Origin of the sequence: Candidatus Williamhamiltonella endosymbiont of Tuberolachnus salignus (genome assembly GCF_964019775.1) — a bacterium.
In the GTDB taxonomy this organism is placed as follows: Bacteria; Pseudomonadota; Gammaproteobacteria; order Enterobacterales; family Enterobacteriaceae; genus Hamiltonella; species Hamiltonella defendens.
Genome location: NZ_OZ026471.1, coordinates 83,668 through 108,558 on the forward strand (window position 1 = coordinate 83,668; position 24,891 = coordinate 108,558).

Annotated in this window: 23 protein-coding genes and 1 pseudogene; 19 read left to right on the forward strand and 5 right to left on the reverse strand. The window is 39.5% G+C overall.

Annotated features, from left to right (window positions below; all coding sequences use genetic code 11):
• Positions 1 to 16: 16 nt before the first annotated feature.
• The gene (locus AACL23_RS00455) at positions 17 to 901 is read right to left on the reverse strand and encodes a GspE/PulE family protein (RefSeq protein WP_339051504.1); all 885 of its coding nucleotides are present in this window, start codon (positions 899 to 901) and stop codon (positions 17 to 19) included.
• Positions 902 to 979: 78 nt separating this feature from the next.
• Here AACL23_RS00455 and AACL23_RS00460 point away from each other — a divergent pair, with 78 nt between their 5' ends.
• The 15 genes and pseudogenes from AACL23_RS00460 (at position 980) to pqiC (ending at position 11,770) form a co-directional block, all read left to right on the forward strand.
• Positions 980 to 1,144 (forward strand): helix-turn-helix domain-containing protein, encoded by a 165-nt coding sequence (locus AACL23_RS00460; protein ID WP_202944087.1) that lies wholly within the window; start codon positions 980 to 982, stop codon positions 1,142 to 1,144.
• Complete coding sequence (locus AACL23_RS00465) at positions 1,141 to 1,338, forward strand: IS630 transposase-related protein (protein ID WP_268904247.1); 198 nt, start codon at positions 1,141 to 1,143, stop codon at positions 1,336 to 1,338. The genes AACL23_RS00460 and AACL23_RS00465 overlap by 4 nt, the downstream gene beginning before the upstream one ends.
• A gap of 2 nt (positions 1,339 to 1,340) precedes the next feature.
• The gene (locus AACL23_RS00470; protein WP_339049366.1) at positions 1,341 to 1,697 is read left to right on the forward strand and encodes a hypothetical protein; all 357 of its coding nucleotides are present in this window, start codon (positions 1,341 to 1,343) and stop codon (positions 1,695 to 1,697) included.
• A 162-nt stretch (positions 1,698 to 1,859) separates the two neighbouring features.
• Positions 1,860 to 2,225: a transposase gene (locus AACL23_RS00475; RefSeq protein ID WP_012737981.1), complete on the forward strand. Its 366-nt coding sequence runs from the start codon at positions 1,860 to 1,862 to the stop codon at positions 2,223 to 2,225.
• Positions 2,226 to 2,242: 17 nt separating this feature from the next.
• Entirely contained in the window at positions 2,243 to 2,647 is a 405-nt protein-coding gene (locus AACL23_RS00480; protein ID WP_158530960.1) for a transposase, read from the forward strand.
• A 230-nt stretch (positions 2,648 to 2,877) separates the two neighbouring features.
• Positions 2,878 to 3,177, forward strand: a complete 300-nt coding sequence (locus tag AACL23_RS00485; protein WP_339049449.1) for a transposase — start codon at positions 2,878 to 2,880, stop codon at positions 3,175 to 3,177.
• A 161-nt stretch (positions 3,178 to 3,338) separates the two neighbouring features.
• Positions 3,339 to 3,671, forward strand: a pseudogene (locus tag AACL23_RS00490) (IS3 family transposase); the annotation flags it as partial.
• Positions 3,672 to 4,297: 626 nt separating this feature from the next.
• Positions 4,298 to 4,762: a phage tail protein gene (locus AACL23_RS00495; RefSeq protein WP_100097118.1), complete on the forward strand. Its 465-nt coding sequence runs from the start codon at positions 4,298 to 4,300 to the stop codon at positions 4,760 to 4,762.
• 26 nt (positions 4,763 to 4,788) lie between these two features.
• Positions 4,789 to 4,896, forward strand: coding sequence for a tail fiber assembly protein (locus AACL23_RS10155; protein ID WP_171967449.1), 108 nt, complete (start codon positions 4,789 to 4,791; stop codon positions 4,894 to 4,896).
• Between the two features lie 289 nt (positions 4,897 to 5,185).
• Entirely contained in the window at positions 5,186 to 7,054 is a 1,869-nt protein-coding gene (locus AACL23_RS00500; protein WP_339049452.1) for an autotransporter outer membrane beta-barrel domain-containing protein, read from the forward strand.
• Complete coding sequence (locus AACL23_RS00505) at positions 7,045 to 7,236, forward strand: autotransporter outer membrane beta-barrel domain-containing protein (protein WP_339049454.1); 192 nt, start codon at positions 7,045 to 7,047, stop codon at positions 7,234 to 7,236. The genes AACL23_RS00500 and AACL23_RS00505 overlap by 10 nt, the downstream gene beginning before the upstream one ends.
• Positions 7,202 to 7,888, forward strand: a complete 687-nt coding sequence (locus AACL23_RS00510) for an autotransporter outer membrane beta-barrel domain-containing protein (protein WP_339049456.1) — start codon at positions 7,202 to 7,204, stop codon at positions 7,886 to 7,888. The genes AACL23_RS00505 and AACL23_RS00510 overlap by 35 nt, the downstream gene beginning before the upstream one ends.
• A 365-nt stretch (positions 7,889 to 8,253) precedes the next feature.
• Positions 8,254 to 9,528 (forward strand): membrane integrity-associated transporter subunit PqiA, encoded by a 1,275-nt coding sequence (gene pqiA, locus AACL23_RS00515; protein ID WP_044612331.1) that lies wholly within the window; start codon positions 8,254 to 8,256, stop codon positions 9,526 to 9,528.
• Entirely contained in the window at positions 9,525 to 11,183 is a 1,659-nt protein-coding gene (gene pqiB, locus AACL23_RS00520; RefSeq protein WP_100096691.1) for an intermembrane transport protein PqiB, read from the forward strand. The genes pqiA and pqiB overlap by 4 nt, the downstream gene beginning before the upstream one ends.
• Positions 11,183 to 11,770: a membrane integrity-associated transporter subunit PqiC gene (gene pqiC / locus AACL23_RS00525; protein ID WP_015873732.1), complete on the forward strand. Its 588-nt coding sequence runs from the start codon at positions 11,183 to 11,185 to the stop codon at positions 11,768 to 11,770. Before pqiB ends, pqiC begins: the two co-directional genes overlap by 1 nt.
• Positions 11,771 to 11,841: 71 nt before the next feature.
• Here the strand turns inward: pqiC and cspE are convergent, their stop codons facing one another.
• Both cspE and mgtA read right to left on the reverse strand, forming a co-directional pair.
• Positions 11,842 to 12,060: a transcription antiterminator/RNA stability regulator CspE gene (gene cspE / locus AACL23_RS00530; RefSeq protein WP_015873731.1), complete on the reverse strand. Its 219-nt coding sequence runs from the start codon at positions 12,058 to 12,060 to the stop codon at positions 11,842 to 11,844.
• A gap of 304 nt (positions 12,061 to 12,364) precedes the next feature.
• A complete protein-coding gene (mgtA, locus tag AACL23_RS00535) occupies positions 12,365 to 15,061 on the reverse strand; it encodes a magnesium-translocating P-type ATPase (RefSeq protein WP_407078900.1) in 2,697 nt (898 codons plus the stop codon).
• A 593-nt stretch (positions 15,062 to 15,654) separates the two neighbouring features.
• Between mgtA and AACL23_RS00540 the strand changes: the two genes are divergently transcribed.
• From AACL23_RS00540 to AACL23_RS00555, 4 genes are all read left to right on the forward strand, one after another.
• Entirely contained in the window at positions 15,655 to 17,628 is a 1,974-nt protein-coding gene (locus tag AACL23_RS00540) for a hypothetical protein (RefSeq protein ID WP_339049463.1), read from the forward strand.
• Between the two features lie 225 nt (positions 17,629 to 17,853).
• Positions 17,854 to 19,470 (forward strand): hypothetical protein, encoded by a 1,617-nt coding sequence (locus AACL23_RS00545; RefSeq protein ID WP_100096688.1) that lies wholly within the window; start codon positions 17,854 to 17,856, stop codon positions 19,468 to 19,470.
• Positions 19,471 to 19,585: 115 nt separating this feature from the next.
• The gene (gene xseA, locus AACL23_RS00550; protein ID WP_339049466.1) at positions 19,586 to 20,932 is read left to right on the forward strand and encodes an exodeoxyribonuclease VII large subunit; all 1,347 of its coding nucleotides are present in this window, start codon (positions 19,586 to 19,588) and stop codon (positions 20,930 to 20,932) included.
• Positions 20,933 to 21,399: 467 nt separating this feature from the next.
• Entirely contained in the window at positions 21,400 to 22,437 is a 1,038-nt protein-coding gene (locus AACL23_RS00555; RefSeq protein WP_339049468.1) for a hypothetical protein, read from the forward strand.
• A 173-nt stretch (positions 22,438 to 22,610) separates the two neighbouring features.
• Here the strand turns inward: AACL23_RS00555 and AACL23_RS00560 are convergent, their stop codons facing one another.
• A complete protein-coding gene (locus tag AACL23_RS00560; RefSeq protein WP_100096685.1) occupies positions 22,611 to 23,282 on the reverse strand; it encodes a DUF421 domain-containing protein in 672 nt (223 codons plus the stop codon).
• Positions 23,283 to 23,475: 193 nt separating this feature from the next.
• On the reverse strand, positions 23,476 to 24,768 hold the full coding sequence (gene serS / locus AACL23_RS00565; RefSeq protein ID WP_100096684.1) for a serine--tRNA ligase: 1,293 nt from the start codon (positions 24,766 to 24,768) through the stop codon (positions 23,476 to 23,478).
• Between the last annotated feature and the right edge of the window lie 123 nt (positions 24,769 to 24,891).

Below are 24,891 nucleotides of genomic sequence, written 5' to 3' on the forward strand. Positions count from 1 at the left end.
TGACAGTGGTGTTCAATCAGATTGCGATCGTCTGCCTCAGCTGCCCGGCGACCTGCTGATAAGGGACTTTGCAGTGCGGGCATAAGCGCTGAACCAGACGTTGACTTATCAGCCCCATCAACAACTGCGGATCGGCCAGTAGCCGGGCGGATACCCCTTCTATTTCCAGTCGCTCAAGGATATTCAGGCCATCATTGGCGTGCAGGGTCGTCATCACCAGATGACCGGTCATGGCCGCTTTCAGGGCGGTAAGAGCGGATTCCAGATCGCGGATTTCGCCGTTTAAAATGGCATCCGGATCACAGCGCAAGGCATACGACATCGATAACAGCCATGCCCGTTTGATTTCTTCGGGATTTTTCCTGTCCGCAATGATCGGGGTCTGGATTGCGCCATCAATACGGCCTTCGGGTGGGTCTTCAATGGTTAACAGTCGCCGTCTCGGTAACTTATTGATATAGCCCCATAGCGCCAGCCAGGCGGCGGAGGCGGTGCGGAGCGTGGTGGATTTCCCGGAGCCAGTGGGCCCGGATAAAATGATCATGCCTTCGGGACGGCGCAACAGGCGTTTCAGCACCCTAATTTGGTCGGGCAAAAAGCCCAATGATTCAAAATCCGGGACGGCATCGCCCTCCTCCTGAATCAGACGCATCACCACATACAGACCCCCGACGGCAGGCATATGCGCATAGCGTGCGCCAAATATCCCCAGTGGCTTTAAAAACCGTTCAGCAATGCGGCCATCCTGATGAAGATGGGGGTAAAACTGCTTCCCGGTGACGTCAACACATCGACAGAATAATGGTGGACGCCAGCGCCATCCCTTCGTCCCTGTCGATGCAGTCCAGACAGTGCAGTTCACCGTGAACCCGCGCCTCAACATGGCAAAACTCCCCTCCATCACGCCCAACGGTAAAATGCACCTCAGACGCTGATATAGCTTAACGAAATAAATTTAATGATTTCGAAAGGGAGAGAGATGAGTCATTCAGTTGATTTTCGCCGTCACGTGCTCAATGTAAGAGAAAAAGAAAAGTGGAGCATAAGAGAAACGGCAAAACGCTTTCACATCGGTGCCACTTCGATTACCCGCTGGCTGAAGCGAATTGAAAAGAACCCCTCTTCCCCCGGCAGCGTAAAATAGATAAAGCGGCTTTACTCAAGGATGTTGAGCGTTACCCGGATGCTTATCAGCATGAAAGGGCTAAACGTTTCGGGGTGTGTACCAAAGCCATTTGGTCCGCCCTGAAACATTTGGGCGTCACCTATAAAAAAAACCCTCAATCATCCCAAGGCCAACGAAGATATGAGGCAAGCCTTCCAAAACAAGATAGCTGACTATGAAAAACCGCGAAAATCAGTCGTTTACCTGGATGAAAGCGGCTTTGCCCATGATATGCCGCGTTGATATGGCTATGCCCCACGGGGTCAACGCTGTTTCGGTCAACATAATTGGCAGGCAAAGGGGCGAACCAATGTACATCGGTGCGTTACTGGGAAAAGCGCTGATGGCGGTGGGATTGTTCATCTGTTCTGTGAATAGTGATGTGTTTCACGCTGGGGTCATTCAGATACTTCTGCCGAGTTTGCCCCCCGACTCTGTGGTGGTCATGGATAATGCGACCTTCCACAAACGTTTGGACACTCAAAAAGTGATCGATGACGCGGGGCATATCATTGAATATCTATCCTATTGAGCATAAATGGGCAGAAGCAAAAAGCAAAAGAAGAGCGGTCAATTGCAGTATCGATGCTTTATTTTCTCATTACATGACGTCACCGAAATTATTTCGTTCAGCCATGGCACTGTTAACAAAGTTAATGTTAAGATATTCTCTGTTTTTTAGGGGGATAAAGAAATGAAAAACAGGCACTATCCGCTCAAAGAGTGTGATTTTATAAAAATCATCGAACCTCATATTATAAAATATGATAAACGTCCAGGCAGACCTGCAAGCATCAGTCATTATCAGTTTTTTTCAGCTGTTTTGTACGTATTGAGAACGGGTATCCCTTGGCGTGATGTACCTGATTTATACGGTCATTGGCATACGATTTATATGCGCTTTAAAAGATGGAGTGAAAATGGCTTGTTCTGGAACTTGCTTTATCGTTTACAACAAAAAAAGAAAATCAAAATGGACTGTACATGGGTAGACAGTACGACGGTCGCCATCCACCGACACGGCTCAGGAAGCCTTAAAAAAAGGGACCTCAATCGATAGGGCGCGGCCGAAAAGGCGTGAGCACTCAAATTCACGTGGGTCTTTCAGGCCGCTTTCTCCGGAGTGCCTGTCTATCTGAAGGACAGCGCTCCGATATGAAAGCCTTTACTGAGCTGTGGATAAAGGGAAATGGGAGGAAGGTGAGCTACATCATCGCTGATAAGGGAGTTGACTTTTTTGATGTCAGAAAATTAATCCGGGATAGTGGAAAGAGCCCTGTGATACCCCGACGAAAAGGGGCTGTTTGCACCGGCATTCAACCTAATGATAAAGAAAAATACAAAACACGCTCTGCGATTGAACGTTTCTTCTTCAGCATAAAAGAACAAAAAAGACTCGCTTTACGCTTTGATAAACTCGATATCACCTTCTTTTCTTTCTTCGCTATCGCTTGTCTTAAGGTCTTTAATTTACTTTGTTAACACTGCCATAGCTGAACGAAATAATTTCGGTCAGCTATAAGTTCAGATCATGCTATAACCTAATAGCAGATATCCATAAAGATGTGTAGATACCTATGCCTTGGGGTAGGCGATGAAGGGCAACACGATAGGCTTTCCAGGTAAGGGATGAGACAGAACTGTTCTGGCTTAATGAATTCAGCCAGTAAATTAATCCCGAAAGCGTTACTGAACAAAGGAAGTACAAGAAAATGTCTCAGCCAACATTTAAACCAGAATTGAAACGCGAAGTAGCCCATCTGGTTATCGAACAAAATTACCCGTTTCGTCAAGGCAGTGAAGCCATGGGTGTGAGTATCAGCGCCCTCCGTGATGGGGTGAAGCGGTCAATGAGCGAAAAAAGTGGACAAACTATTTCCCAGGGTAAAACAATGACAGCAGACCAACAACGGATTCAAGAGCTGGAAGCCAGACTCCGCAAGGTTGAACGGGAGAAAGATATCCTCAAAAATGCTTCAGCTCTCTTAATGTCAGACTTTTACAATCGATAAGCCTCATTAATGACTGAAGTGAGGATTACCCTAAAACAGAATGATGTGATGTCTTTGGCCTCAATCGAAGTACTGACTATTATCAATGTCATCGGCAGAAAAAAGGCACCCCTGAACGTGAACGCCTGAAAATACGGCTGATGGAATGACACAGAAATAGCCGGGGCGCGGCAGGGTCCCGCACGTTATCGGCCGCGCTGAAGCAGGAAGGAGCGCCCGCAGGGCGCTACAAAACAGCCCAATTGATGCGTGAGGCAGGCATTGAAAGCAAGCCACGCCAGCCTCGTTATCAACGCAGTGGTAAAAAAGCCGTTTATGCTCCTGAACACTTGAATCGTGAGTTTACCGTCAAGGCTCCCAATCAGGTGGGGTGTGGCGATGTTACTGACATTTGGTCCGGTACTTGCTGGCTTTATCTCGCGGTTGTACTCGACTTATATGCAAGAAAAATCCTGGGGGGGGGGCTTTTTCCACTTCTCCCGACAGTCAACTGACTCAACAGGCACTCATGTTAGCTTGCGAATCACGGGGAAGACCGAAAAATGTCCTCTTTCATTCAGACCAGGGGAGTCATTATAGTCGCTTATCGTATCGACCACATCTGTGGCAGTATCAGATAAAACAGCCGGGGAAATTGTTGGGATCATCCCCCCATGGCGCGTTTTTTTGGCTGTTTAAAGTCAGAATGGCGCCCAAAGTAGGGCTACAACACTGTTCAACAAGCACAAACTCATGTACTGCCTTGCCTCACTCATGATGACAATCGAGTCAGGCCGCACAGTGTGAATGATCACCAAACACCATTGATGAAAGCATTTAAACTTTCATGGGTGTAAAACTTCTTGAGTTTTCTCCGAAATTATTTGACCAGAACACTTCCAGGAAGAACTCTGCACCGTCATTGAAAAAACAGGGACAAGATTAAACAAATCGAAAGCTGTCTAAAAAGAAAAACGGCAAGGACATACCGGACAAAGCGCAATTTATAGAAAACCTCGGATTGACAGAAACGGTCGAACTGGCCAAGGAGGCCATCCCGTATCATCGTAAAATTAATGGCAAAACCCTGACTCAGGATGTGCAGCTCACCGCCACCGATGTGAATGCGGTGACGCCACAAATATTACGTCTGGAAGTCCCGGTTGGGGTGCCTCTGCCCTGGCCGACGGACAGGCCACCGACCGGGTGGCTTCTGTGCAATGGCGCCCGATTTGACAAAACACAGTATCCCCTTCTGGCCTCAGCCTATCCTTCAGGACAGTTACCGGACTTAAGGGGAGAATTTATTCGGGGTGCAGATGCAGGAAGACAGGTCGATACGGGCAGAACGGTATTGAGCACACAGGGGGATGCCATCAGAAACATCACGGGCCAGTTCGGGTATGTGAGGCAAGGGCAATGGGCTCCCTGGGTGACCGCCACTGGGGCTTTTTATCAGACCTCGACATTTAGCGCGGCCATCAAAAGAGGCGACCCTGATAACTGGGGCTCCGTCTCTGCGTTTGATGCCTCCCGGGTTGTCCCCACCGCCCACGAAAACCGGCCTCGTAATGTGGCGTTCAACTACATTGTTCGAGGCGCTTGAGGATGGGGGTTTTGGCGCCTCCCTGATTGAGAAAAAAATACACCCTTAACGCCTGGAAAACCTATCGCGTCGCCCTTCATCGCATTGACCCCAAGGCGGGGCAAATAGCCTGGCCAGAAGTGCCGAGGGGGTAGGATGAAGGGACTTGTACCCAGATTTGGGTGCAGGCTCGTTTTATTTTCCTGACCGCTTAAGAATCAGCCCCCCTTTCGCTTCCTCTTTTACCCTCAATACAATCCACCCTTTGTTTTTGCTTATTCAAAGCGCCTCAAAAAAACCCCTCATCTGTTCCCTCCTTTTGCTCATTAGAAATTTGACTTTTTTGTAAAAGCTTATTTAATTATTGAATTGGTCAATATATTAATCAGTCTGTATGACGCGACATCCATCACGAGCCCATCCCTTCCAATAGAGTGAAAAACGATGCGATACAAAAAAATCACACTGCACACCCTCAGGCTGTCTGTGCTGACGATGTTGATACACAGTGGGGGCAGTGTTTCAGAAACACAGATTTTTAATGGAGGAACAAGTCAGTTGACTGAACAGGCTTACCTTGAGGGGATAGAGGCAAGGAATCAAGCTCAAGTGAATAATCGACCAGGACAACCTCTATCCCTATCCAGCGGTGGAAATGAAAAAGCCGCCGTCAAAGCCACTGGAGAGGGCACCTCTGTGATGCTGGAAGGCACTGAAGAGCAAAAAATTAAAGTTGAAACACAAGATACAGGAAGTTCTTATGGTCTTTGGGCGATAGACAAGTCTACCCTGACAGCCAAGCACATGGAGATAACCTTGAAGGATGCCAACGACACCGCGGTCGCTGTTCAGACAGGGGCAAAAGTGGATATTGGGAACAGCACCCTCAGCGGCACCCAAAATAAATTTTATGGTCTTTGGGCCTCAGGACAAGACACAGAGGTCACGGGTCATCAACTGAAGATAAATTCACAGGGAGATGATAGCAAAGCGGTCACTTCTTACAGTGCAAAAATAACTCTCAAAGACAGCACCATCAGCAGTCACGGGAAAAAAGTTTTTGGTATTCTCACATGGGATTCTGCCAAGGTGACAGGCCATCATCTGGACATCAAGGTAGAGGGGGAAAATGTCAGAGCTATAGACGCTAACAGCAATTCCACAGTGGATATCCAAAACAGCACCCTGAGCAGTATCGGGCAAAACGCTTTTGGTATTGTCGCATTGGAGCGTGCCAAAGTGACAGGCCATCATCTGGACATCAAGGCAGAGGGGCAAGGTGCCAACGCTATAAATATTTCAGGAGATTCCACAGTGGATATCCAAGACAGCACCCTGAGCAGTCACGGTGAAAACGCTTTTGGTATTGTCGCAGTGAAGAATGCCAGGGTGACAGGCCATCATCTGGACATCCAGGTAGCGGGTCAAGGTGCTAATGCTATAAACGCTAACGAAAATTCAACGATTCATCTTCATGACAGCCATATTCAAACCCTGGCCACACCCTCCGCGGTGCTGTATTCGGAAACAGGCGCCACAGACACGACAGTGGCCATCACGGGAGGGTCTCTCCATGCCGCCGGTGACCTGATTGTGTCTAAAGGCGGAAAAACGAACATTGTTTTCAGCAAGGTCGTTATCTCCCCGCCGGGCAGTGGACATGCCATTCATTTTACCGGGACAGAAGGAGAAGTCGATTTAACGCTGAACCAGACAGCCCTGTCCGGGAACATCGTGGCGGAGGGTGGGAATAAAGCCAAACTGACCCTGGATTCTGGCAGTACCTGGTCGTTTACCAACAATGCTACTGTAACAAACTTGAAAAATGCAGGAGAGATTGTCTTTAAATCCCCTCATGACACCGCTTCGTTTTCTACCCTCACCACAGACGATTACGAGGGCAATTCCGGGAAAATCCTGTTTCACGCCCGCCTGGAAGGCGACGATTCGCCGGCGAATCAATTGATTATCAATCAATCCTCCAAAGGCACCACCCGTGTGACAGTGCGTAATGTGGGTGGGAAAGGGGGCGCCACCAAAGACGGCATTCGACTGATTGAAGCCAAAGAGGGCACTGACGGCACCTTTGTTCAGGATGGCCCCATCGTGGCCGGCTCTTATCAATACTCTCTACAAAAAGGCAATCAAGAAAACCCAAACGATTGGTATCTGGTGTCCTCATGGTTTGCCCGACCTGAGAGCCTCAGCTATGCCCAGAATCTTCACGCGGCCAATACGATGTTTCACATGACCCTGCATGAGCGCCTAGGTGAAACCCAGTATACCGAGGCCCTGTCCCTGGGATGTGGATAAGGGCGTCAGGAGGTCATCATACCTCTTCCCTGTCTGACAACGACGGGCAATCTCACCGCTATGTGATGATGCTCGGCGGAGACATCGCCCAGTGGTCTTCTGATGGCCTCAACCGTTACCATCTGGGGGTGATGGGCGGATATGGGCATGAGTACAGCAACAGCGCATCATCGTACGAATGAGATTTCCTCGCAAGGGAAGGTGCGGGGCTATAGTGCAGGGGGGTATGCCACCTGGTATCAAAACCGCAAAGCGCCTTCGGGTTTTTACGTCGATACCTGGGCGCTGTATCACTGGCTCAAGAATGAGGTGACGCCTGAAGAGCGGCGTACGGAGTCTTACAAAAGCCGGGGGGTGACCGCGTCTGTGGAGGGGGGATATCTGTTGAAGGTAGGGGAATATGTTTCCCGCTCGGGAATACTGCACAGTTTTTGGGTTCAGCCCAAAGCGCAGCTCACCTGGATGGACGTCAAGCCGGAGAACCACACTGACCAGAACGGCACCCGGGTGACGGGTCAAGGGAATTACCTGCAGAGTCGACTGGGTTTACGGGCGCATCTGCTGGGGCACAGTCCGCAGGATGAAGGAAAACAACGGGAGTTTGAACCTTTTATTGAAGCGAACTGGATTTATCAACCCAAGCCGACGGCCATCAGGATGGACGACAGAAAGTATGAGATTCAAGGGGCGCGTCACCTTGGGGAATTCAAAATGGGCGTGGACGCAAAACTCAGTTCGCGTTTACATCTATGGGGCCATGTGGCTCAGCAAATCGGGAAAAAAAAGTACGCAGACACCCGGGGTACCATCGGGGTCAAATATCATTTTCAATGACCGCCGTGCCCAACTGCTTATATGATGACGGCGTCCGGCTGGAAGGAAGTTTAAGAAAGGAAAGTGACTGGAAAATGAAAGAGTGAAAAAAGCACTGAATGTCCTGATTTTGAGCCAAATCACAGGTCATAATAAAATTTAAGTGATTGTTAAATCACACTTTAAATATCGGCTTTTATCCCATTTTATGGTCTTTTATTGCCTGTTTTTTAACCTAAAAATTTCTTATTCGTTTGTTTTTTAAATAATTTTTATTTAAAATATTGCCTATTCTTGATTATGCTATGATTACGATCATCATAATGGATTATAAAATTCACTTATATGACTGATAGAAAGGAGTAATCCACTTTAGGAGACTCGTTTTGTCTAATACCATTCAGCAGCATCATCAAGAAGTTCAAAGAAACGCTCTTATGTTGTGTCCTTATTGCGACACATTATTGCAGATCCCTCCTTTAACTTACGGCAAAAAAGCGGTCTGCCCTCGTTGCAAAAAAACGCTGACTTCTTATTGGGAAGAACCTCGAAAACAGCCCTTACTTTACGCACTGTGTTCATTATGGATGCTTTTTTTAGCTCAGCTTTTTTCATTGTTGATTATGAATGTGGCGGGTATTGAAAAAAACATTGATTTAATTCAAATCCCAACAGTAATGCTAGAAGATCAATATGCCAGTATGGCGATATTGTTTATCGTGTTGGTACAATTTCTCCCTGCTTTTTGTATGACGGGTATTATTTTGCTCTTTATGCCCATTCCCATTCCTGTTGGATTGAAAATTTTTCTGGCGAAAAGCATCTTGAAATTAAAAACCTGGTGCATGGCAGAAATATTTCTCGCGGGCGTTTTGGTTAGTTTTGTGAAACTCATGACCTATAGTGATATTCATATTGGGTGCAGTTTTACGGCTTACTGTTTTTTTGCTTTCTCGCAAGTCAGAGCATTTCAATGCATCGATCGTCGAATACTATGGCAATATATCGGCGTTACCCCACCACTCAAAAAATCATTCATTCTAGGCCAAACCGGTTTAAGTCAAGGCCTGTATTCCTGCCCAACCTGCACGGCCATTGTCATCTTGCATGAAAAAAAATGTTCGCGTTGCCATACTTATGCTCATGCTCGGCGCCCTTACAGTCTACAATGGACTATGGCACTGCTTTTTAGCTCGTTTCTGTTGTATATTCCCGCAAATTTTATGCCTATGATGATCACCGAAACATTCGGAGATAAAATACCTGCCACTCTTTTATCTGGCATTATTTTGCTCTGGAGTGAAGGCTCTTATCCTATTGCAATCATCGTTTTTATTGCCAGTATTCTGGTCCCATTGTTAAAAATGCTCGGGACAACCTGGCTCTGCTGGGGCATTAGAAAAGGGAACATAGACGCCATTCGCATGCATTTTATTTACGGCGTCATCGAATTTATAGGTCGTTGGTCCATGATCGATATTTTTGTTATTTTGCTTTTATCGACATTAGTACGCATCAATCAATTCGCCAGTATCTATCCTGATATTGGGGCTTTATTGTTTGCTTTGATGGTCATATTAAGCATGCTGGCGGCATCCAGCTTTGATCCAAGACTGATTTGGGATAGCGCAAGCAAATCAAGTAAAGGAAAAGTAAAGTGAATGATTTAAATCCAAACTCCTTTTTAAAAGACGCCGAAATAGAAAAAATCAGACGCTGGTCTCCTGTTTGGATCATCCCTATTGTCACAATACTCATAGGCGCCTGGATATTATTTTATCACTTCAGTCATCTGGGCCAGGAAGTGAGCTTAGTCACTTACAACGCAGAAGGGATTCAAGCCGGTAAAACTAAAATAAAAAGCCGAAACGTGGATGTAGGCATGGTGGAAAAAGTGGTTCTTAGCCGTGATTTAAACCATGTCATCATTAAAGCGCGCCTCTATAAGGGTATGGAAAATTTGCTTCGTAAAGACTCCGTATTTTGGGTCATTAAACCTGAAATCGGCCGGGCTGGGGTGTCTGGATTGAGTACATTACTCTCTGGGGCTTATGTTGAGCTCCGACCTGGCATCAAAGGCGCGCCTCCCAAGAAATTTGAATTATTGACCGCGCCGCCTCTGGCTTCCCCTGATGCAAAAGGCATTAGAATTTTGTTATACAACGATCAAGATCGCCAGATTAACCCTGGAGATCCTGTTCTTTTTCGTGGTTACCGGGTGGGTTCTGTAGAAACCAGTCATTTTGATGTGGCTTCCCGTTTGATGAACTACCAATTATTTATTAACTCCCCTTATGACAGTCTGGTGACCACAAACGTCCGTTTTTGGCAAGATAGCGGGATTGCGCTTGACCTCTCATCACAGGGGATGCGTGTTGAAATTTCTTCTTTACTCACTTTGTTTGGCGGAGGCGTGAGTTTTGACGTACCAAAAGGTCTCGAATTAGGTGAACCTGTAAACAATAAAACCCAATTTCAATTATTTGATAGTAAAGCCAGCATCCAAAATTCACTTTACGCAGAACACAAGGATTTTTTACTGTTTTTCTCTGATTCCATTCGAGGATTGCAATCAGGTGCACCGGTCGAATTTCGCGGTGTTCGAGTGGGAACCGTTTCTGAAGCCCCATTTTTTTTCAAAGAAGCGCCACAACCCCAACCATTTGATCATGACTTTCATATTCCGGTCCTCATTAAAATTGAGCCAGCACGTTTTAAAAGTGGTTTAGGCAAAGACATTAATTTAAAAATGTTAAAAGAAGCAGAACAAAATGGGCTTCGCGCTGCCCTGAAATCAGGCAATTTAATCACGGGCGCCTTATTTGTGGATCTGGATTTTTATCCAAATGCCAAACCTTGGAAAGAGTTTCAAAGTTTAGAAGGTTATCCTTTATTGCCCACTATCAGTGGTGGTACAACCCAAATACAACAAAAAGTGAATGATATCCTGGATAAAATAAATCAGCTCGCCATGGAGCCTGCGCTCAATCAATTCACCCAAACATTGGTTGAAAGTCAAAAAACCATGCAAAAAATGCAAAAAACATTGACGCTATTGAATGAAATAATGGGCAGCAAAGGCATGAAAAACTTGCCTGACACTTTTCAAAAGACGCTTCATCAGCTCAGTGAAAGCATCAAAGGATTTGAACCAGGTTCTCAGGGCTACCATAAAATGATGGGAAATTTGCAGGGATTAAACGACATTTTACGTGAATTACAACCTCTATTACGTACTCTGAATACGAAAAGTAATGCCCTGATATTTCAGGCGCCCCCTTCTCAAGATCCTCAACCCATGAAGGCAAAAAAATAATGAAAAAAATAAAACTGACGCTTTTTATTTTTATTTTTTTACTCAATGCCTGTAGTGATAAAACAGACTTACAAAAAATAATTTACTATCAACTACCTCTGCCTTTGTTGAAAGAGCCGCTTTCGACCGAATATACTCAAACGGGGAAAACGCTCTGGATCAAGCCTGTACAGCTTTCTGATTATTTAGCCAGCTCTGGCTTGGCCTATCAAACTAATGGTGTCCGCTACGTCACTGCCCAACATCATCTATGGGCGAGCCCATTGGATCAGCAATTGCAGCAAGCGTTACTCATAAATTTAAGCCATTCTCTGCCCGACTGGTTTTTGTCGAGCCAATCGATCAATACCGATCAATGGACACTGAGTGTCAGAGTAGACGCCTTTCAGGGGCGTTACGATGGCAGTGTGATCATTTCTGGCGTCTGGTTAATACAACATCATGATCAAATGACGAAACAGCCGTTTTATTTTGAACTGAAACAAATAGACAATGGATACGATGCCTTGGTGTTTACATTGGCGAAAGGCTGGAAAGAAGCGGCAAAAACCATGGCAGCAGTAATAAAAAATCAATCTGAGAAATGAAAAAAACTGAACTTAAAGAGAAAGGATAAAAAAAAGGATGAGGTTAATCCTCATCCTAAGGTGTAATAAAACTAGCTGATCACTGAAACATTTGCAGCAGATGGACCTTTAGCGCCATTTTCAATACTAAATTCGACCATTTGACCTTCACCTAAAGTCTTAAACCCTGAACTGTCAATAGCTGAAAAATGCACAAACACATCTTTGCTGCCGTCAGCAGGAGTAATAAAGCCGAAGCCTTTAGACTCGTTAAACCACTTTACTGAACCTTTTTGTTTTTGAGAAGACATCTTATATTTCCTGTATATAAAAAATATTGCCACCAATGGGCGTGCTAAAGCCAGTTATCGGTCGTTACTTATGGAGGCACTATGAAGGAAATTGTCAGTGAAGAGCTATCGAGGATAACGCTTAAAATGAACTACTTTACTCAAGATGTCGTGCATAAATAGGTCTGTACCACAGGCCGGCGCAAATTCAATCATAAAAAGTTCTATAAAGCAACTTTTTTATTTCACCCCTTGAAGGCAATGGCGCCATTATCTCATTTTATTTTTTTAAATAATGGCACCCAGAGTCATCAAAAATCGATGCTCAAAGCCATTCACCAAAACGTCGAATATAATAACGCTTCATCAACTGAGCCAGCACGCAATAGCTGATTAATGTTGCTGCTAACCAAGGAAAATATTGCCATGGTAAAGGTTGTAAACCTACCAATGTTCCCAACGGGGAAAAAGGAATATAAATCCCTATGGCCATCACCAATCCTGTCGTCAATAATACCGGCAACGCAGCGGTACTTTGAATAAAAGGAATTTTTTGGGTCCTCAACATATGCACCACCAACGTTTGCGAAAGAAGGCCTTCAATAAACCAACCTGATTGAAACAAAGCTTGATGTTCAACCGTATTCGCGGCAAAAATAAACCACATTAAAGCGTAAGTTGTGATATCAAATATGGATGAGGTAGGTCCGATCCAGATCATAAAACGCTTAATATTTTTGGCATCCCATTGACGAGGTTTACGCACAAATTCTTTATCCATTTTGTCCCAAGGCAAAGAAAGTTGAGAAATGTCATACATCAGATTTTGTAATAAAAGATGAATGGCTAACATCGGCAAAAAAGGAATAAATGCACTTGCGATTAAAACGGAAAACACATTCCCAAAATTGGAACTGGCCGTCATATTCAAATATTTGATGATATTCCCAAATGTCTCCCGCCCTTTAATGACGCCCTCTTCCAACACCATTAAATTTTTTTCTAACAAAATAATATCGGCGGATTCTTTTGCAATATCAGTGCCACTATCAACAGAAATTCCCACGTCGGCATCACGTAACGCAGGCGCGTCATTGATCCCATCCCCCAGAAAACCCACAGTATGCCCGTTCGATTGAAGCATTTTCAGCACTCGTGATTTTTGCAATGGCGTTAATTTGCAGAAAACAGTGCGTGCCTCCACCTGCTTCGATAATTCTTCATCTTCCATTTGCTCAATTTCAACGCCACTTAAAGGCTCTCCGGGATCTAACCCCACGTCACGACAAATTTTACTGGTAATAATGGGGTTATCTCCGGTCAACACTTTGACCGACACTCCGTGTTCACAGAGTGTGGCAATAGCGGCCTGTGCACTTTCTTTGGGAGGATCAAGAAAGGTTAACAACCCCTCCACAATCAAATCTCTTTCATCGGCTTCGCTCAAAGGTAAATTCACCCCTTCCGCTCCTAATGCACGAGTCGCCAACATCAACACGCGAAAACCATCCTGGTTATATTCATTGGCTAACGCTAACAATGCGTTTCGTCTCGCTTCATCTAATGGATAAACTGTATCCCCATCGCGTATGTGTGTCACGATGAACAACATTTCCTCAACGGCACCTTTACAGATCAATTTTTGTTTTTGATCCTCATCCTGCACCACAATAGATAAACGTCGACGAATAAAATCAAAAGGTAACTCATCTATTTTGAGATGACCCCGAACCAAATCAATTTCAGGTTTTGCCCGGCTAAATTTAATAATCGCTTGATCCATTAAATTCTTCATACCGCTTTGATGAAAACTGTTCAGCCAAGCCAGCTGTAATACCCTACTGTCTTTATTTCCCCTTACATTTAAATGATGTTCTAAAATAATCCGATCTTGCGTCAAAGTGCCTGTTTTATCAGTACAAAGCACATCCATCGCCCCAAAATTTTGAATGGCATTCAAACGTTTGACGACCACCTTGCGTCTGGCCATCGCAATTGCCCCTTTAGCCAGATTGGCGCTCACAATCATAGGCAACATTTCAGGGGTGAGACCAACGGCCACAGCCAAAGCAAACAAAGTGGCTTCCATCCAGTCGCCCTTTGTGAAACCGTTGATCAATAACACCACGGGTACCATCACCAACATAAATTTAATTAAAAGCCAGCTGACACTGTTGACCCCTTTATCAAAGGCGGTTTGAGCTCTTGTCCCCACAATCGATTTTGCCAAGGATCCAAAATAGGTTTTATCTCCTGTGGCCACTACGACGGCGGTGGCCGTCCCACTCGCCACATTGGTGCCCATTAAACAGATATTAGATAATTCCAAGAGCTGGTTTTCATTATCCGTATTCACGGCATTCGATTTTTGAGTGATACAGCTGAGCGCATCGTATTTTTCAATGGGGATGGCTTCACCGGTCAAAATCGCCTGACTGATAAAAAGATCTCTGGAGTGAATTAAACGAACATCCGCCGGCACCATATCTCCTGCTGACAAATAAATCATATCTCCGGGAACCAGCTCTTGAATCGACACTTCCTGTTTCACGCCTTGCCCATTGAGATCCGATCGCCGCAGTACGGTGGCCGTGGTACGCACCATCGACTTCAACGTTTCGGCGGCTTTATTGGTGCGATACTCCTGCCAAAAACGCAACAGGCCGCTCAACATCACCATGATAAAGATAATTGAAACGCCGGTTAAATCGGCAGATTCAGATCTTTGTAAGGGCAACCAATAATCTGTAAAAAAACTGATCGCGCCCAAAACGATTAACACAAAAATAAAAGGATTATTAAAGGCATAAACCAACTGAATCAACGCATGAGGTGCTTTTTCATGCGCGACATTATTGATGCCTGATTTCTCAAGTCGCTCCTGCGCGTCTTCCTCTGTTAATCCCTGCAAATGCGTATTCAGTTTAGATAAGGTGGAATCCAAGCTGTTTTTAGCCTCTTCCTGGATCAAAAAAGATTTTTTGGGTTTATGACGCCCAAAGGTTTTATCAAGAATTGTGATCATCATTTATCTCGCTTTTTACACTTTGCGTGTATCTGTTTGTGCTCAAAAACCTGTTTGCAATATCCGACAGGTTTTAAAAGCATAAAACATATTTTGGATTTTGGGTGTGTAGAACTCGATGAGCTCCAGAAGTAAAGGAGTGCTGCCTACGCTTTTTTGGGGCAGGCAGAAAATCAAGGGGGATGAGTCAGCCTGCTTTATTTGTGTTTATCAATCATCAATGTATTTTTTTTGTAACAACTTCGCGTATCCATCAGGCTCTCCGTTAAAAATTTTTGCGAGTATAATTTTTGAAGGTATTGATGTAAAGCTGAAATGACCCAAAGTAAATCAGTGTTGAGTTTTTAATAAAAAATGAAATTTTTTATATTAATTAAATAATAAAAATTAAATTAAAAATATAAATAATTTATTTTTAATAATAAATAATAAATAATAATTTTGATTATTTATAATAATAATTATAATAAATTAAAATTCAATTTTTTTAATAAATTTATTAAAAATAAAATTTATTTATCACAACATAAAAATTAATCTCTGAAAATTTTTGAGAAAAATTATTATTTAACACAACGGGAAAATAATTTATGTCTATAACTCAAGATAAAACAAGAGTCATAAAAAAAGTTTTTAAAAAAAATGGAATGGAAAATTCAGCAAGCAATTCGGATGATAAATATCATCGTTTATTGATCACAAACGATCATGCTTTTTATGAGTTGATTCGTAAAAAAATGTTTGATGGAGATATTACAATAAAGCAATATGATTATTTATATAAAGATATTTCTGAAAAAATGGGACAAGTAGCATTAGGAAAAGAAAGCTTTGATATTAAATATATAATAAATTACTCAAAATCAATAAATAAACTGGATAATACACAATCTCTTTTTACAGAAGATGAGTTAAAAAATTTAATATCAAAAGATAATCAATCAAATACTGATAGTAATTTTGATATAAGAAAAACCGACAAATATATAAAAACCAATAATATAAAAAATGTAAAAATCTCTTCATATAAAAGTGAAAATGTTCAAAAAAATAAAAATGATACATTAAATAAAAAAATTATTTTTGATTCAGATGGTTTCTATAAATTTTTAATTAAAAAACGAGAACTTAATTTGCTTGTTAGTACTTATATTCATCATATAAATTACATTTATTCGAGTAAACGTCTTGATTCAAAAGATTTAATTGAAAAATTTAATTATTCTGATAAAAAAATAACTGATTTTTTTAAAAAAAATATCCCACAAAATAAAAATATTTTAAAAGAAATGGCTCACATTTCAAAAAAAATAACAGAAGAACTCGAAAACATGAATAGATCGGATCAAAAAAAAGAAAAAATTATTAATTTTTTAAATAAATCTCTTTCAAAAACCATAAATCAAGAACAGTATAATATGTTATATAAAGAAATATCTAAAAATCTCGTTCATACAAGCATGAGTATTAAAGATATTATAAATATATATAGTAAGCACCTTATTTCTGAGCCAACAAATACAGAATTTAAAAAATTACTAAAAAAACAAGATGAAAAAATACAACCCTATATTTATGAAACAAAAACAGGTTTGAAATTTCAAAAAAAAATATCGATTCATTTTAATTCCAGGCTGGTTTTTAATATTGATATTTTTTCAGGAAAAGAAATATATTCTGATGATTTGCCGAATGAAAACGAAATTCGTAAATCTTTAACAGATGTTTTAATTCTTTTTGATAAAACCTTTGGTTTAAAAACAGATAATATACCTTTTAAAGGCGATGCTAATCAGGCTAATTTCAGATTGTTTCTTTTCGAAGATGCTCAAAAATACAAAGAATTTTTTAATAGACATGAAAAGAACGGCTTTACCAATCACGTTGGTTTTGCACAAGGAGCTGAGCTGAGCTATATTTCTAATATGTATGTCAATACAGAGAAAACTTTAAACGATAGTTTATCAACTATAAAGCACGAATTTGTCCACGCTTTGACTTTTTATGCTACTGGTAAAATGGGTATTAAAAATGTTTTTTTAGAGGGCATAGCCATGTATATTGTCGGATTATCAGAAAGAAAGACATCGACTGATTTTGTCTCTTCTTTTATCCACTCTGTAAAAGGAAAAGTGCCGAAAGATTTAAGTCTAAAAAATATTATGAATCCTGAATATTTTAAGGAAAACCAGCTTAATTCTTACACAATAGGCCCCGCCCTTATTGCTTATTTCGAGGAAAAAAACTTATATTTTATTGAAAATTTATTTGATGCTATCAAATACGATAAAAAAAATTCCACATCCGGACACTACTTTAATCAAATGATGAAAAATATTTATAAGGAAGAAGAAAATAATAATAATGGATTTCAAAAATGGGTTGACTTAAAATTAGAAGCGAATTCAAAGCGGCAAAAAAGATACTTAGATAATCAACCAAACTTATTAAAACAAGTGTGGGCTGGTTTCTATTCTGAAGAGCGAATATCTACTAAAAATCATAGTTCATATTATCCACAAAAACAGTACCCAAGTGAGCTTTATTCAAACAGACAGCCCTAGGTTAAATCAATTTATCCCGCATTATTTTTATAAAAAATTATCTCTGTTTTTTAAAATAAATCAATCAAAATTAAATATATTTTGACTGATTTATTTTAAATAAAACGAAAATGATTCTGATTTTTGGTAAAAACCCTTTTTTGATACTATGATAGTTTATGCTTTTATAAAAGTATAATCAGAAGCTGATTATTTATTAACAAAAATTCTTTGGAGAAATAAATAATGCAAAAAACAGTAGAAAATATTTCATGGATTAAAGAGAAAAATGAAGATTTAGAGCTCACATATCATAAAACAGGCAGCCATATAAAAACTTCATCTAAAAATGACATGATAGATTTAAAATTTTTTAGCGAGTTTTTATATAAACAAAATTGCATTAATCAAGTAAAAAATTATTTTCTTCGTATAGTAGATTACGATATAGATCGTATCTCTACCAGTGATGATGAAAAAAATAACATTACTGAACTATTAAAATCATTAAATGAAAGATGTGAAACTTTTCAAAAACAGGATAAAACGCGAGCGGTATATTTTTCAAATATTCAAGATTTTCTTAAAGAAAATGAAACTTTATTGAAAAATATGGCAACTCCAGAAGCACTTAAAAAATTTATCGAAGATAATTTAGAAAACGGACTCACTCGTGAAAAATGTCATCGTTTATATGAAACAGCAATTGACATGTTTTTGCATAAAACCATGAGCATGCAAAATATTAAAGAGATATATATACAATCCCAGGTTTATTTACCAAAAGGTGGAGAATTCAAACTCTCATCAAAAAATAACGAAAAAACAGATTTAACTTTTCAAAAAAAAATATCGATTCATTTTAATCCCAGGTTAGTTTTTAATATTGATGTTTTTTCAGAAACGGCATTTTCAAATGGTAGCGAACATTTTACTGAAGATAAAATTTATGCAAGCTTAAAACGTGCTTTAGATATTTTTGATCAAAAATTTTGCTTAAAAAATTTTATTCCTGTTACAAGCGATGAACATCAAGTGAATTTTAAATTATTTGTTTTTCAGGAAGACGATAATTATGCTCAATTTTCGATAAAAAATGATGTTGATCCGAATCAATTTTATGCGTTTACAGATCCATCATTAAAAGAAAGTTACATCAGTAACATGTATGTGAATCTGGACAAATGTTATTCTAAAAAAATAAACACGCTGAGTCTGATAAAATCGGCATTTGTTCGTGCCTTGACGTTTTACGCGACAGGTAAAACAGATCTTGGGCCTATTATTATGGAAGGGTTGTCAGAATATATTTCTCGGTCAGAAGAGGGAGACATTTCAAGCGATTTTGCCGCTTTTTATATGGAAAAAGATAAATACCTAAATCTCACAGAAATTATTGATGCGGGTTTTTTTGATACAAAAAATTTTAATGAACCTTTGAATGAAAAAAAATCTTTTCTTTATAGCGTGGCGCCCACCATTATTGCTTATCTTAAAGATACAAACCTGAATTTTATAAATCTTTTGCTAAAGTCGGTAAACAATCAAAGAAATTTAGAGGACAGTGGTCAATTTAATGAATTAATTAAAATAGTTCATCATGAAGAATTAAAAAAAGAAAAAGAAGGAGGCGGATTAAAAGCCTGGATAAAATTAAAATTAGAAGAAGACGATTATTATAATGATTCCTTATTTTCAGATTTAACCTGTCAGCAGCGGTTAGAACAACAACTGGCATCACTAATGATTGATGATGTTAATCAATTTGCTTCATCAAATTTTGTCAATGCTTCTCATTTAGCTGATTCAAAAAAAAAGGAGGCAGATTTAGCACCTGCATATGTAATAAGCTCACCGATTTAAATCAGTTTATCTGACGGTATTTTTCTCACCAGTACCGTCGGAGGTTTTAGGTTGTCTATGGATGACAATCAAGATAATATCTTTTCATTAAAAACTCTTCTCAAATTGAAATTCTATGCCACTTTCTCATTTCTCTGATCTTTTGACAGTCAGTCAACTCAATATCCGTGTTCGTGACATATTGGAAAAAAACATAGGTCAAATTTGGTTGATGGCTGAAATTTCTAATTTTTCTCAACCTTCTTCGGGTCACTGGTATTTTACGTTAAAGGATGAACGAACACAGGTGCGCTGCACTATGTTCCGTAATAACAATCGCCATATTTTTTTCAAAGTACAAAATGGACTGCAGGTGCTTGTACGCGCTTGTGTCAGTCTTTATGAGCCCAGAGGAGAATATCAACTGATTGTGGAAAGCATGGAACCGGCCGGTGAAGGGATATTGCGTCAGAAATTTGAACAGTTAAAAAAAAAATTGGCCGCAGAAGGGCTGTTTGCAGAAAAATACAAAAAACCCCTTCCTGATTCGGTGAAGCAGCTTGGGGTCATTACTTCGGTCAATGGTGCTGCTTTGTTCGACATTTTAAAAGTGTTACAACACCGTGACCCTTCTTTGCCTGTAGTGATTTATCCGACCAAGGTGCAGGGGGAATATGCCCCCTCCCAGATTGTCAAAGCGCTCAGCATTGCAAATCGGCGTGCGGAATGCGATCTGGTTATTTTGGCGCGAGGGGGCGGTTCTCTTGAAGATTTATCCTGTTTTAATGATGAGAGAGTGGCTCGCGCCATTTTTGATAGCGATCTCCCGATTGTCAGTGCGATTGGGCATGAAACAGATGTGAGTATTGCCGATTTGGTTGCAGATCTCCGTGCTTCCACGCCTTCTGCTGCAGCTGAGCGGGTCACAAGAGATAGGAGAGACATCATCCAGAAGCTTGGATCACATCAGCAACGCATGGCAATGGCCATGGATTACTATTTTTCAAAGCTGCGCCAACGATTTGTGCATCTGAGCCATTGTATTGAGCAACAGCATCCACAGCTGGAATTAGAGCGACAAAAAATGCAGTTGATACATTTTAAAATCAGCATGGAAAAAATCATTCAAGCAAAGCTGAAGGGGTTAATACATCAAGAAGCTCACCTCAAAAAAAGCGTATTACGTCGAGCTCCCCAGATCCAGATTTATCAGTATCAAAAGCAAATACAAGAAGAGTTTCATCAACTGAAAGCGGCCATGGAAAGAAAAATACATCATTATGTACAACGTTTTGCGGTGGTATCCAGCCGATTGGAAACGGTCAGTCCACTGGCGACTTTAGCAAGAGGTTATAGTGTAACGTGTTTTTCTTCTGGATCTATGCTGAAAAAAATTGAGCAGGTGCAAATAGGGGATGAATTAAACACTCGATTACAAGGAGGTTGGATAAAAAGCCAGGTTTTAGAGATTAAAAAAAATTAAAAACGATTTTTCATCATTCCGATTATTATTATTCTAAATAACGCCCCCTATTTTTCGTCTGTTTTATTTATCAGTATAAATTTAAATTCATTCTTTTTGTAACCAGGATAGATATTATAAAACTATTTTTTAAAAAATTTTTCGAATGTCATTTTTAATGATATTGATGTAAATTTAAAACAATAAAAATAAGCAAAGTTGTAAAAATCCCTTAATAAAAATTGAGAACATTTAATTTATTTTTAATAAAAAAACAAATCCGAATTACAAATAATTTATTTTAATTTTATTTAATAATTTTTAATTTTTAATTTTTAATTTTTAATACAAATTATTATAGTTAATGTGTATTTTAATTAAGTTAGTTGAAATAAATTAATAGGTGATATTTCTAATCCTTATTTATTGATTAACCAAATTCTCTGAATGTTTTATAAAGAAAAATTTTGAAAAAAAGGAAACAAATAATGTCAACAACAAAACTAACAACAAGAACAGATATTAGACCTATTGAAGGTATTAAAGTTATTGAAGTTATTGAAGTTATTGAAGAAAATGTAAAATCTACAGCAGAAATGAAAACTAAAGTAACTCAAAGCAGAAGAAAAAATTTATTGGATATTTTAAATCAATTGAAGGGAATTTCCCTAGAAATCCAAAATAAATTAACAATCGAAGAATTTAATGCAGAAAAAAATAACGTAAAAAATGCTTTAGAAGAAATAAACAATAAATTTACAGAATTAGATACAAAAGAAACCAGTAGAACAGCTAATATTATAAAATTAAGTATCAAAGCATTCGAAGAAACATTAGAAGAAAAATTCAATTCGTCAAATTCCAATATAGACAAAAAATTTAAGGATATCGATAGAAGATTAAGCAGTAGAATAGACACGCTAATTATTCGGATCAACAGAATAGATGAACGTGTTACAAATAATACAAATAATATAAATAATAATGGGAAAGGTATCGAATCTAATACAAAACTTATTAATAATAATATAAATAAGATAAATACTAACAAAGCAACTACCGAGTCTAACAATACATCTATAAACGCTATACAAGATAAACTTATAGAATCGCAAGAAAAGCTCGAACATACTCAGAGTGAGCTCGAAAAAGTTATGGAAGAAAATAGAAATTTGAAAGAAAGTTTTCAACTTCTAGAAAAAAATGTTTCAAAAAATACAAAAACAACAACCTGGGTTTTAAATGCAGTCAATCCTGTATTAAAGGTGTGGAACAGAACATTGGAATATGTTTCTAAGAATCTCAAAGATATGAAATTGACTCCTCTGGAGCAGGAGACTCTGGATTCTACTGCTTCAGTAAATCGCTCTACTACTTCGACGGACACTTACTCACTTGTTAATGCTAGTTCTGGTTTTGCTCAATCTGAAGAAATCTCTTACTCTGCTAGCAATATACAACAAGAAAAATCGTTTTCTTATACAATGGTTGTTAATAATGTGCCTGTCTCTGCTGTATCAAATTAATATTAATTTAATTCACAATCAATCAGTACTATCGTCAATATTGATCAAATATTAATGAATTAAATAGCCTTATCCGGTATTGTTTTTATCAACATTGCCGGAGCGGTGAAAAAAAATAAATTATATTGAAAATATAAAACCTTGTTTCAATTTGGAGCATTAAAAAATGCTCCTTAAAAAGACTCTTTTAAAGATTTTTTTATTTCCCCATTATTCATAATAAAAGTCACTTCGTCTTTCCAAAATTCAGCAATGAATACATCTTTTATATCTGAAATATCGCAAAACTTTAATTTTTCCGATAACCAACTGTCATTTTTTTCAGTTTCCTCTAATTTATCAATTCTAATTTTACCATCCCATATAATAATAATGGACGGCAAATCATTTTTTTTAGAAATGGCGGTTATTTGGCCATCAGGTTCAATTTGAGCATATTTGAGTTCTTTAAATGAAGAAATACCTTTAGAATGCAATTGGGAAGCGACTCTGAGGATATCGATTTTATTTTTCTTTTCACGAATATTTTCTATTAAAAATCGGCCATTTTTTATAATTGGAATGGGCTCTCCTATTGCAAAAGCGCGAAATAAATGAAATTTTTTACTGATAAAATTAAGAAAAGAAACAAGCAAAACACCAAGCAATAAAACAATAATATACTGATACATTGGGATTTTTTCATTATAAATCACCCCGCCTATGATCCCGCCGAATGCAAAATTACCGATAAAATCGATGGGCGTCATCTGTGATAATTGTGTTTTACCCGCTAAATTCATATGAGTCATCACAATACCAAAACCGATAGCAAATTTAATAATGATCAGTAAATAATATTCCATTATTTTTTCTCTTTTATTTTAAAAAATTGATTTCTTTTTAAATTTAGATCATTTATCAAAAAATGCGATTATTTTTCAGCCTTTGATGACTGATAGGGGATCGAACATCTTCCAGGCGTCAATGACATCAGTGTGGAGCCTGTCAATCGTTGGATCTCAACAGACTTGAGCTCGTTGAGAATATCCTTTTTAGTTATTTTTCGATATTTTTTATATACTCTAATCCTTCCATATAAGGTTGCAAAACCTGTGGCACTGCAATGCTGCCATTTTCCTGTTGATAATTTTCCATCACTGCGACCAAAGTACGACCCACTGCCAGGCCGGATCCATTTAAGGTATGAACAAAACAATTTTTTGATGCCGTTTTATAGCGTGTCTGCATTCGACGTGCCTGAAAATCACCCATATTTGAACAGGAAGAAATTTCTCGATACGTCTTCTGACCTTCTAACCACACTTCTAAATCATAGGTTTTCTTCGCCCCAAATCCCATATCTCCTGTACAAAGCAACATTTTTCGATAAGGTAATTCCAGTTTTTTCAGCACCTGCTCGGCATGCTCTGTCAGTTCTTCTAATGCTCTCATTGAATCTTCTGGACGTGTAATTTGCACTAATTCAACTTTATCGAATTGATGCATCCGTATTAAACCGCGAGTATCACGCCCATAAGAACCTGCTTCAGAACGAAAACAAGGTGTATGCGCCATCATTTTTAATGGCAATGAGGATTCTTCTAAAATTTGCTGACGTACCAGATTGGTAAGAGGGACTTCCGCAGTCGGTATCAAGGCGTACTTTTTATCTTCTGGCCCCAGAGGTTCTATATGAAATAAATCTTCGCCAAATTTGGGGAGCTGCCCTGTGCCCAATAAGCTATCGTGATTGACAAAATAAGGCACATAAAATTCCGTATAGCCATTCTGCTTTGTATGTAAATCGAGCATAAATTGAGAAAGTGCTCTGTGCAGGCGGGCTATAGGCCCTTTCATCACGACAAACCGACTACCGGCCAGCTGGGCGGCAGAAGCAAAATCAAGCCCTGTTAATTTTTCACCCAGCGCGACATGATCCAGCGCAGGAAAAGAATATTTTTTTGGTTGGCCCCATCGCATGATTTCTTGATTATCTTCTTCATTTTTACCTTCGGGTACCGAATCATCAGGTAAATTAGGAAGAGAAAGCTGAAACGCCCGGATTTTTTTTTGTAATTCTTCAAGCTCTTTTTGAGCACTGTCTAATGTAATTTTGAGTTGATTGACCTCAATGTAAAGGGAATCAATGTTTTCGCCTTTCTTTTTTCCTTCGGCGATAGAGGCTGAAAGTGAATTTCGTTTTGCCTGAAGTGCTTCTGTTTTGACCTGTAGCATTTTTCGATGTTGTTCTTGCTCAAATAGCATGCTCAAGTTGAGAGAAAAATATCTTCGAGCCAGTTTTTCAGCAACAGTATGAGGCTCTTTACGCAAAATATGGGGATCAAGCATGTGGTTACCTGCCTATTTTTACCTGAACATTTATTACAATTAAGAAATTTTGAATGACGATCATAACGTGGTTTTTGCTCAAAAAATATCAATTCGAATAAAACGTTTTAGTTTGGATCCAAA

What these genes read in the sequence shown, in the direction of transcription:
- AACL23_RS00455 (WP_339051504.1), bottom strand. Translation starts at nt 901, where the DNA reads ATGGAGGGGAGTTTTGCCATGTTGAGGCGCGGGTTCACGGTGAACTGC.
- AACL23_RS00460 (WP_202944087.1), top strand. Translation starts at nt 980, where the DNA reads ATGAGTCATTCAGTTGATTTTCGCCGTCACGTGCTCAATGTAAGAGAA.
- AACL23_RS00470 (WP_339049366.1), top strand. Translation starts at nt 1,341, where the DNA reads ATGAAAAACCGCGAAAATCAGTCGTTTACCTGGATGAAAGCGGCTTTG.
- AACL23_RS00475 (WP_012737981.1), top strand. Translation starts at nt 1,860, where the DNA reads ATGAAAAACAGGCACTATCCGCTCAAAGAGTGTGATTTTATAAAAATC.
- AACL23_RS00485 (WP_339049449.1), top strand. Translation starts at nt 2,878, where the DNA reads ATGTCTCAGCCAACATTTAAACCAGAATTGAAACGCGAAGTAGCCCAT.
- AACL23_RS00500 (WP_339049452.1), top strand. Translation starts at nt 5,186, where the DNA reads ATGCGATACAAAAAAATCACACTGCACACCCTCAGGCTGTCTGTGCTG.
- AACL23_RS00505 (WP_339049454.1), top strand. Translation starts at nt 7,045, where the DNA reads ATGTGGATAAGGGCGTCAGGAGGTCATCATACCTCTTCCCTGTCTGAC.
- AACL23_RS00510 (WP_339049456.1), top strand. Translation starts at nt 7,202, where the DNA reads ATGAGTACAGCAACAGCGCATCATCGTACGAATGAGATTTCCTCGCAA.
- pqiC (WP_015873732.1), top strand. Translation starts at nt 11,183, where the DNA reads ATGAAAAAAATAAAACTGACGCTTTTTATTTTTATTTTTTTACTCAAT.
- cspE (WP_015873731.1), bottom strand. Translation starts at nt 12,060, where the DNA reads ATGTCTTCTCAAAAACAAAAAGGTTCAGTAAAGTGGTTTAACGAGTCT.
- AACL23_RS00540 (WP_339049463.1), top strand. Translation starts at nt 15,655, where the DNA reads ATGTCTATAACTCAAGATAAAACAAGAGTCATAAAAAAAGTTTTTAAA.
- AACL23_RS00545 (WP_100096688.1), top strand. Translation starts at nt 17,854, where the DNA reads ATGCAAAAAACAGTAGAAAATATTTCATGGATTAAAGAGAAAAATGAA.
- xseA (WP_339049466.1), top strand. Translation starts at nt 19,586, where the DNA reads ATGCCACTTTCTCATTTCTCTGATCTTTTGACAGTCAGTCAACTCAAT.
- AACL23_RS00555 (WP_339049468.1), top strand. Translation starts at nt 21,400, where the DNA reads ATGTCAACAACAAAACTAACAACAAGAACAGATATTAGACCTATTGAA.
- AACL23_RS00560 (WP_100096685.1), bottom strand. Translation starts at nt 23,282, where the DNA reads ATGGAATATTATTTACTGATCATTATTAAATTTGCTATCGGTTTTGGT.
- serS (WP_100096684.1), bottom strand. Translation starts at nt 24,768, where the DNA reads ATGCTTGATCCCCATATTTTGCGTAAAGAGCCTCATACTGTTGCTGAA.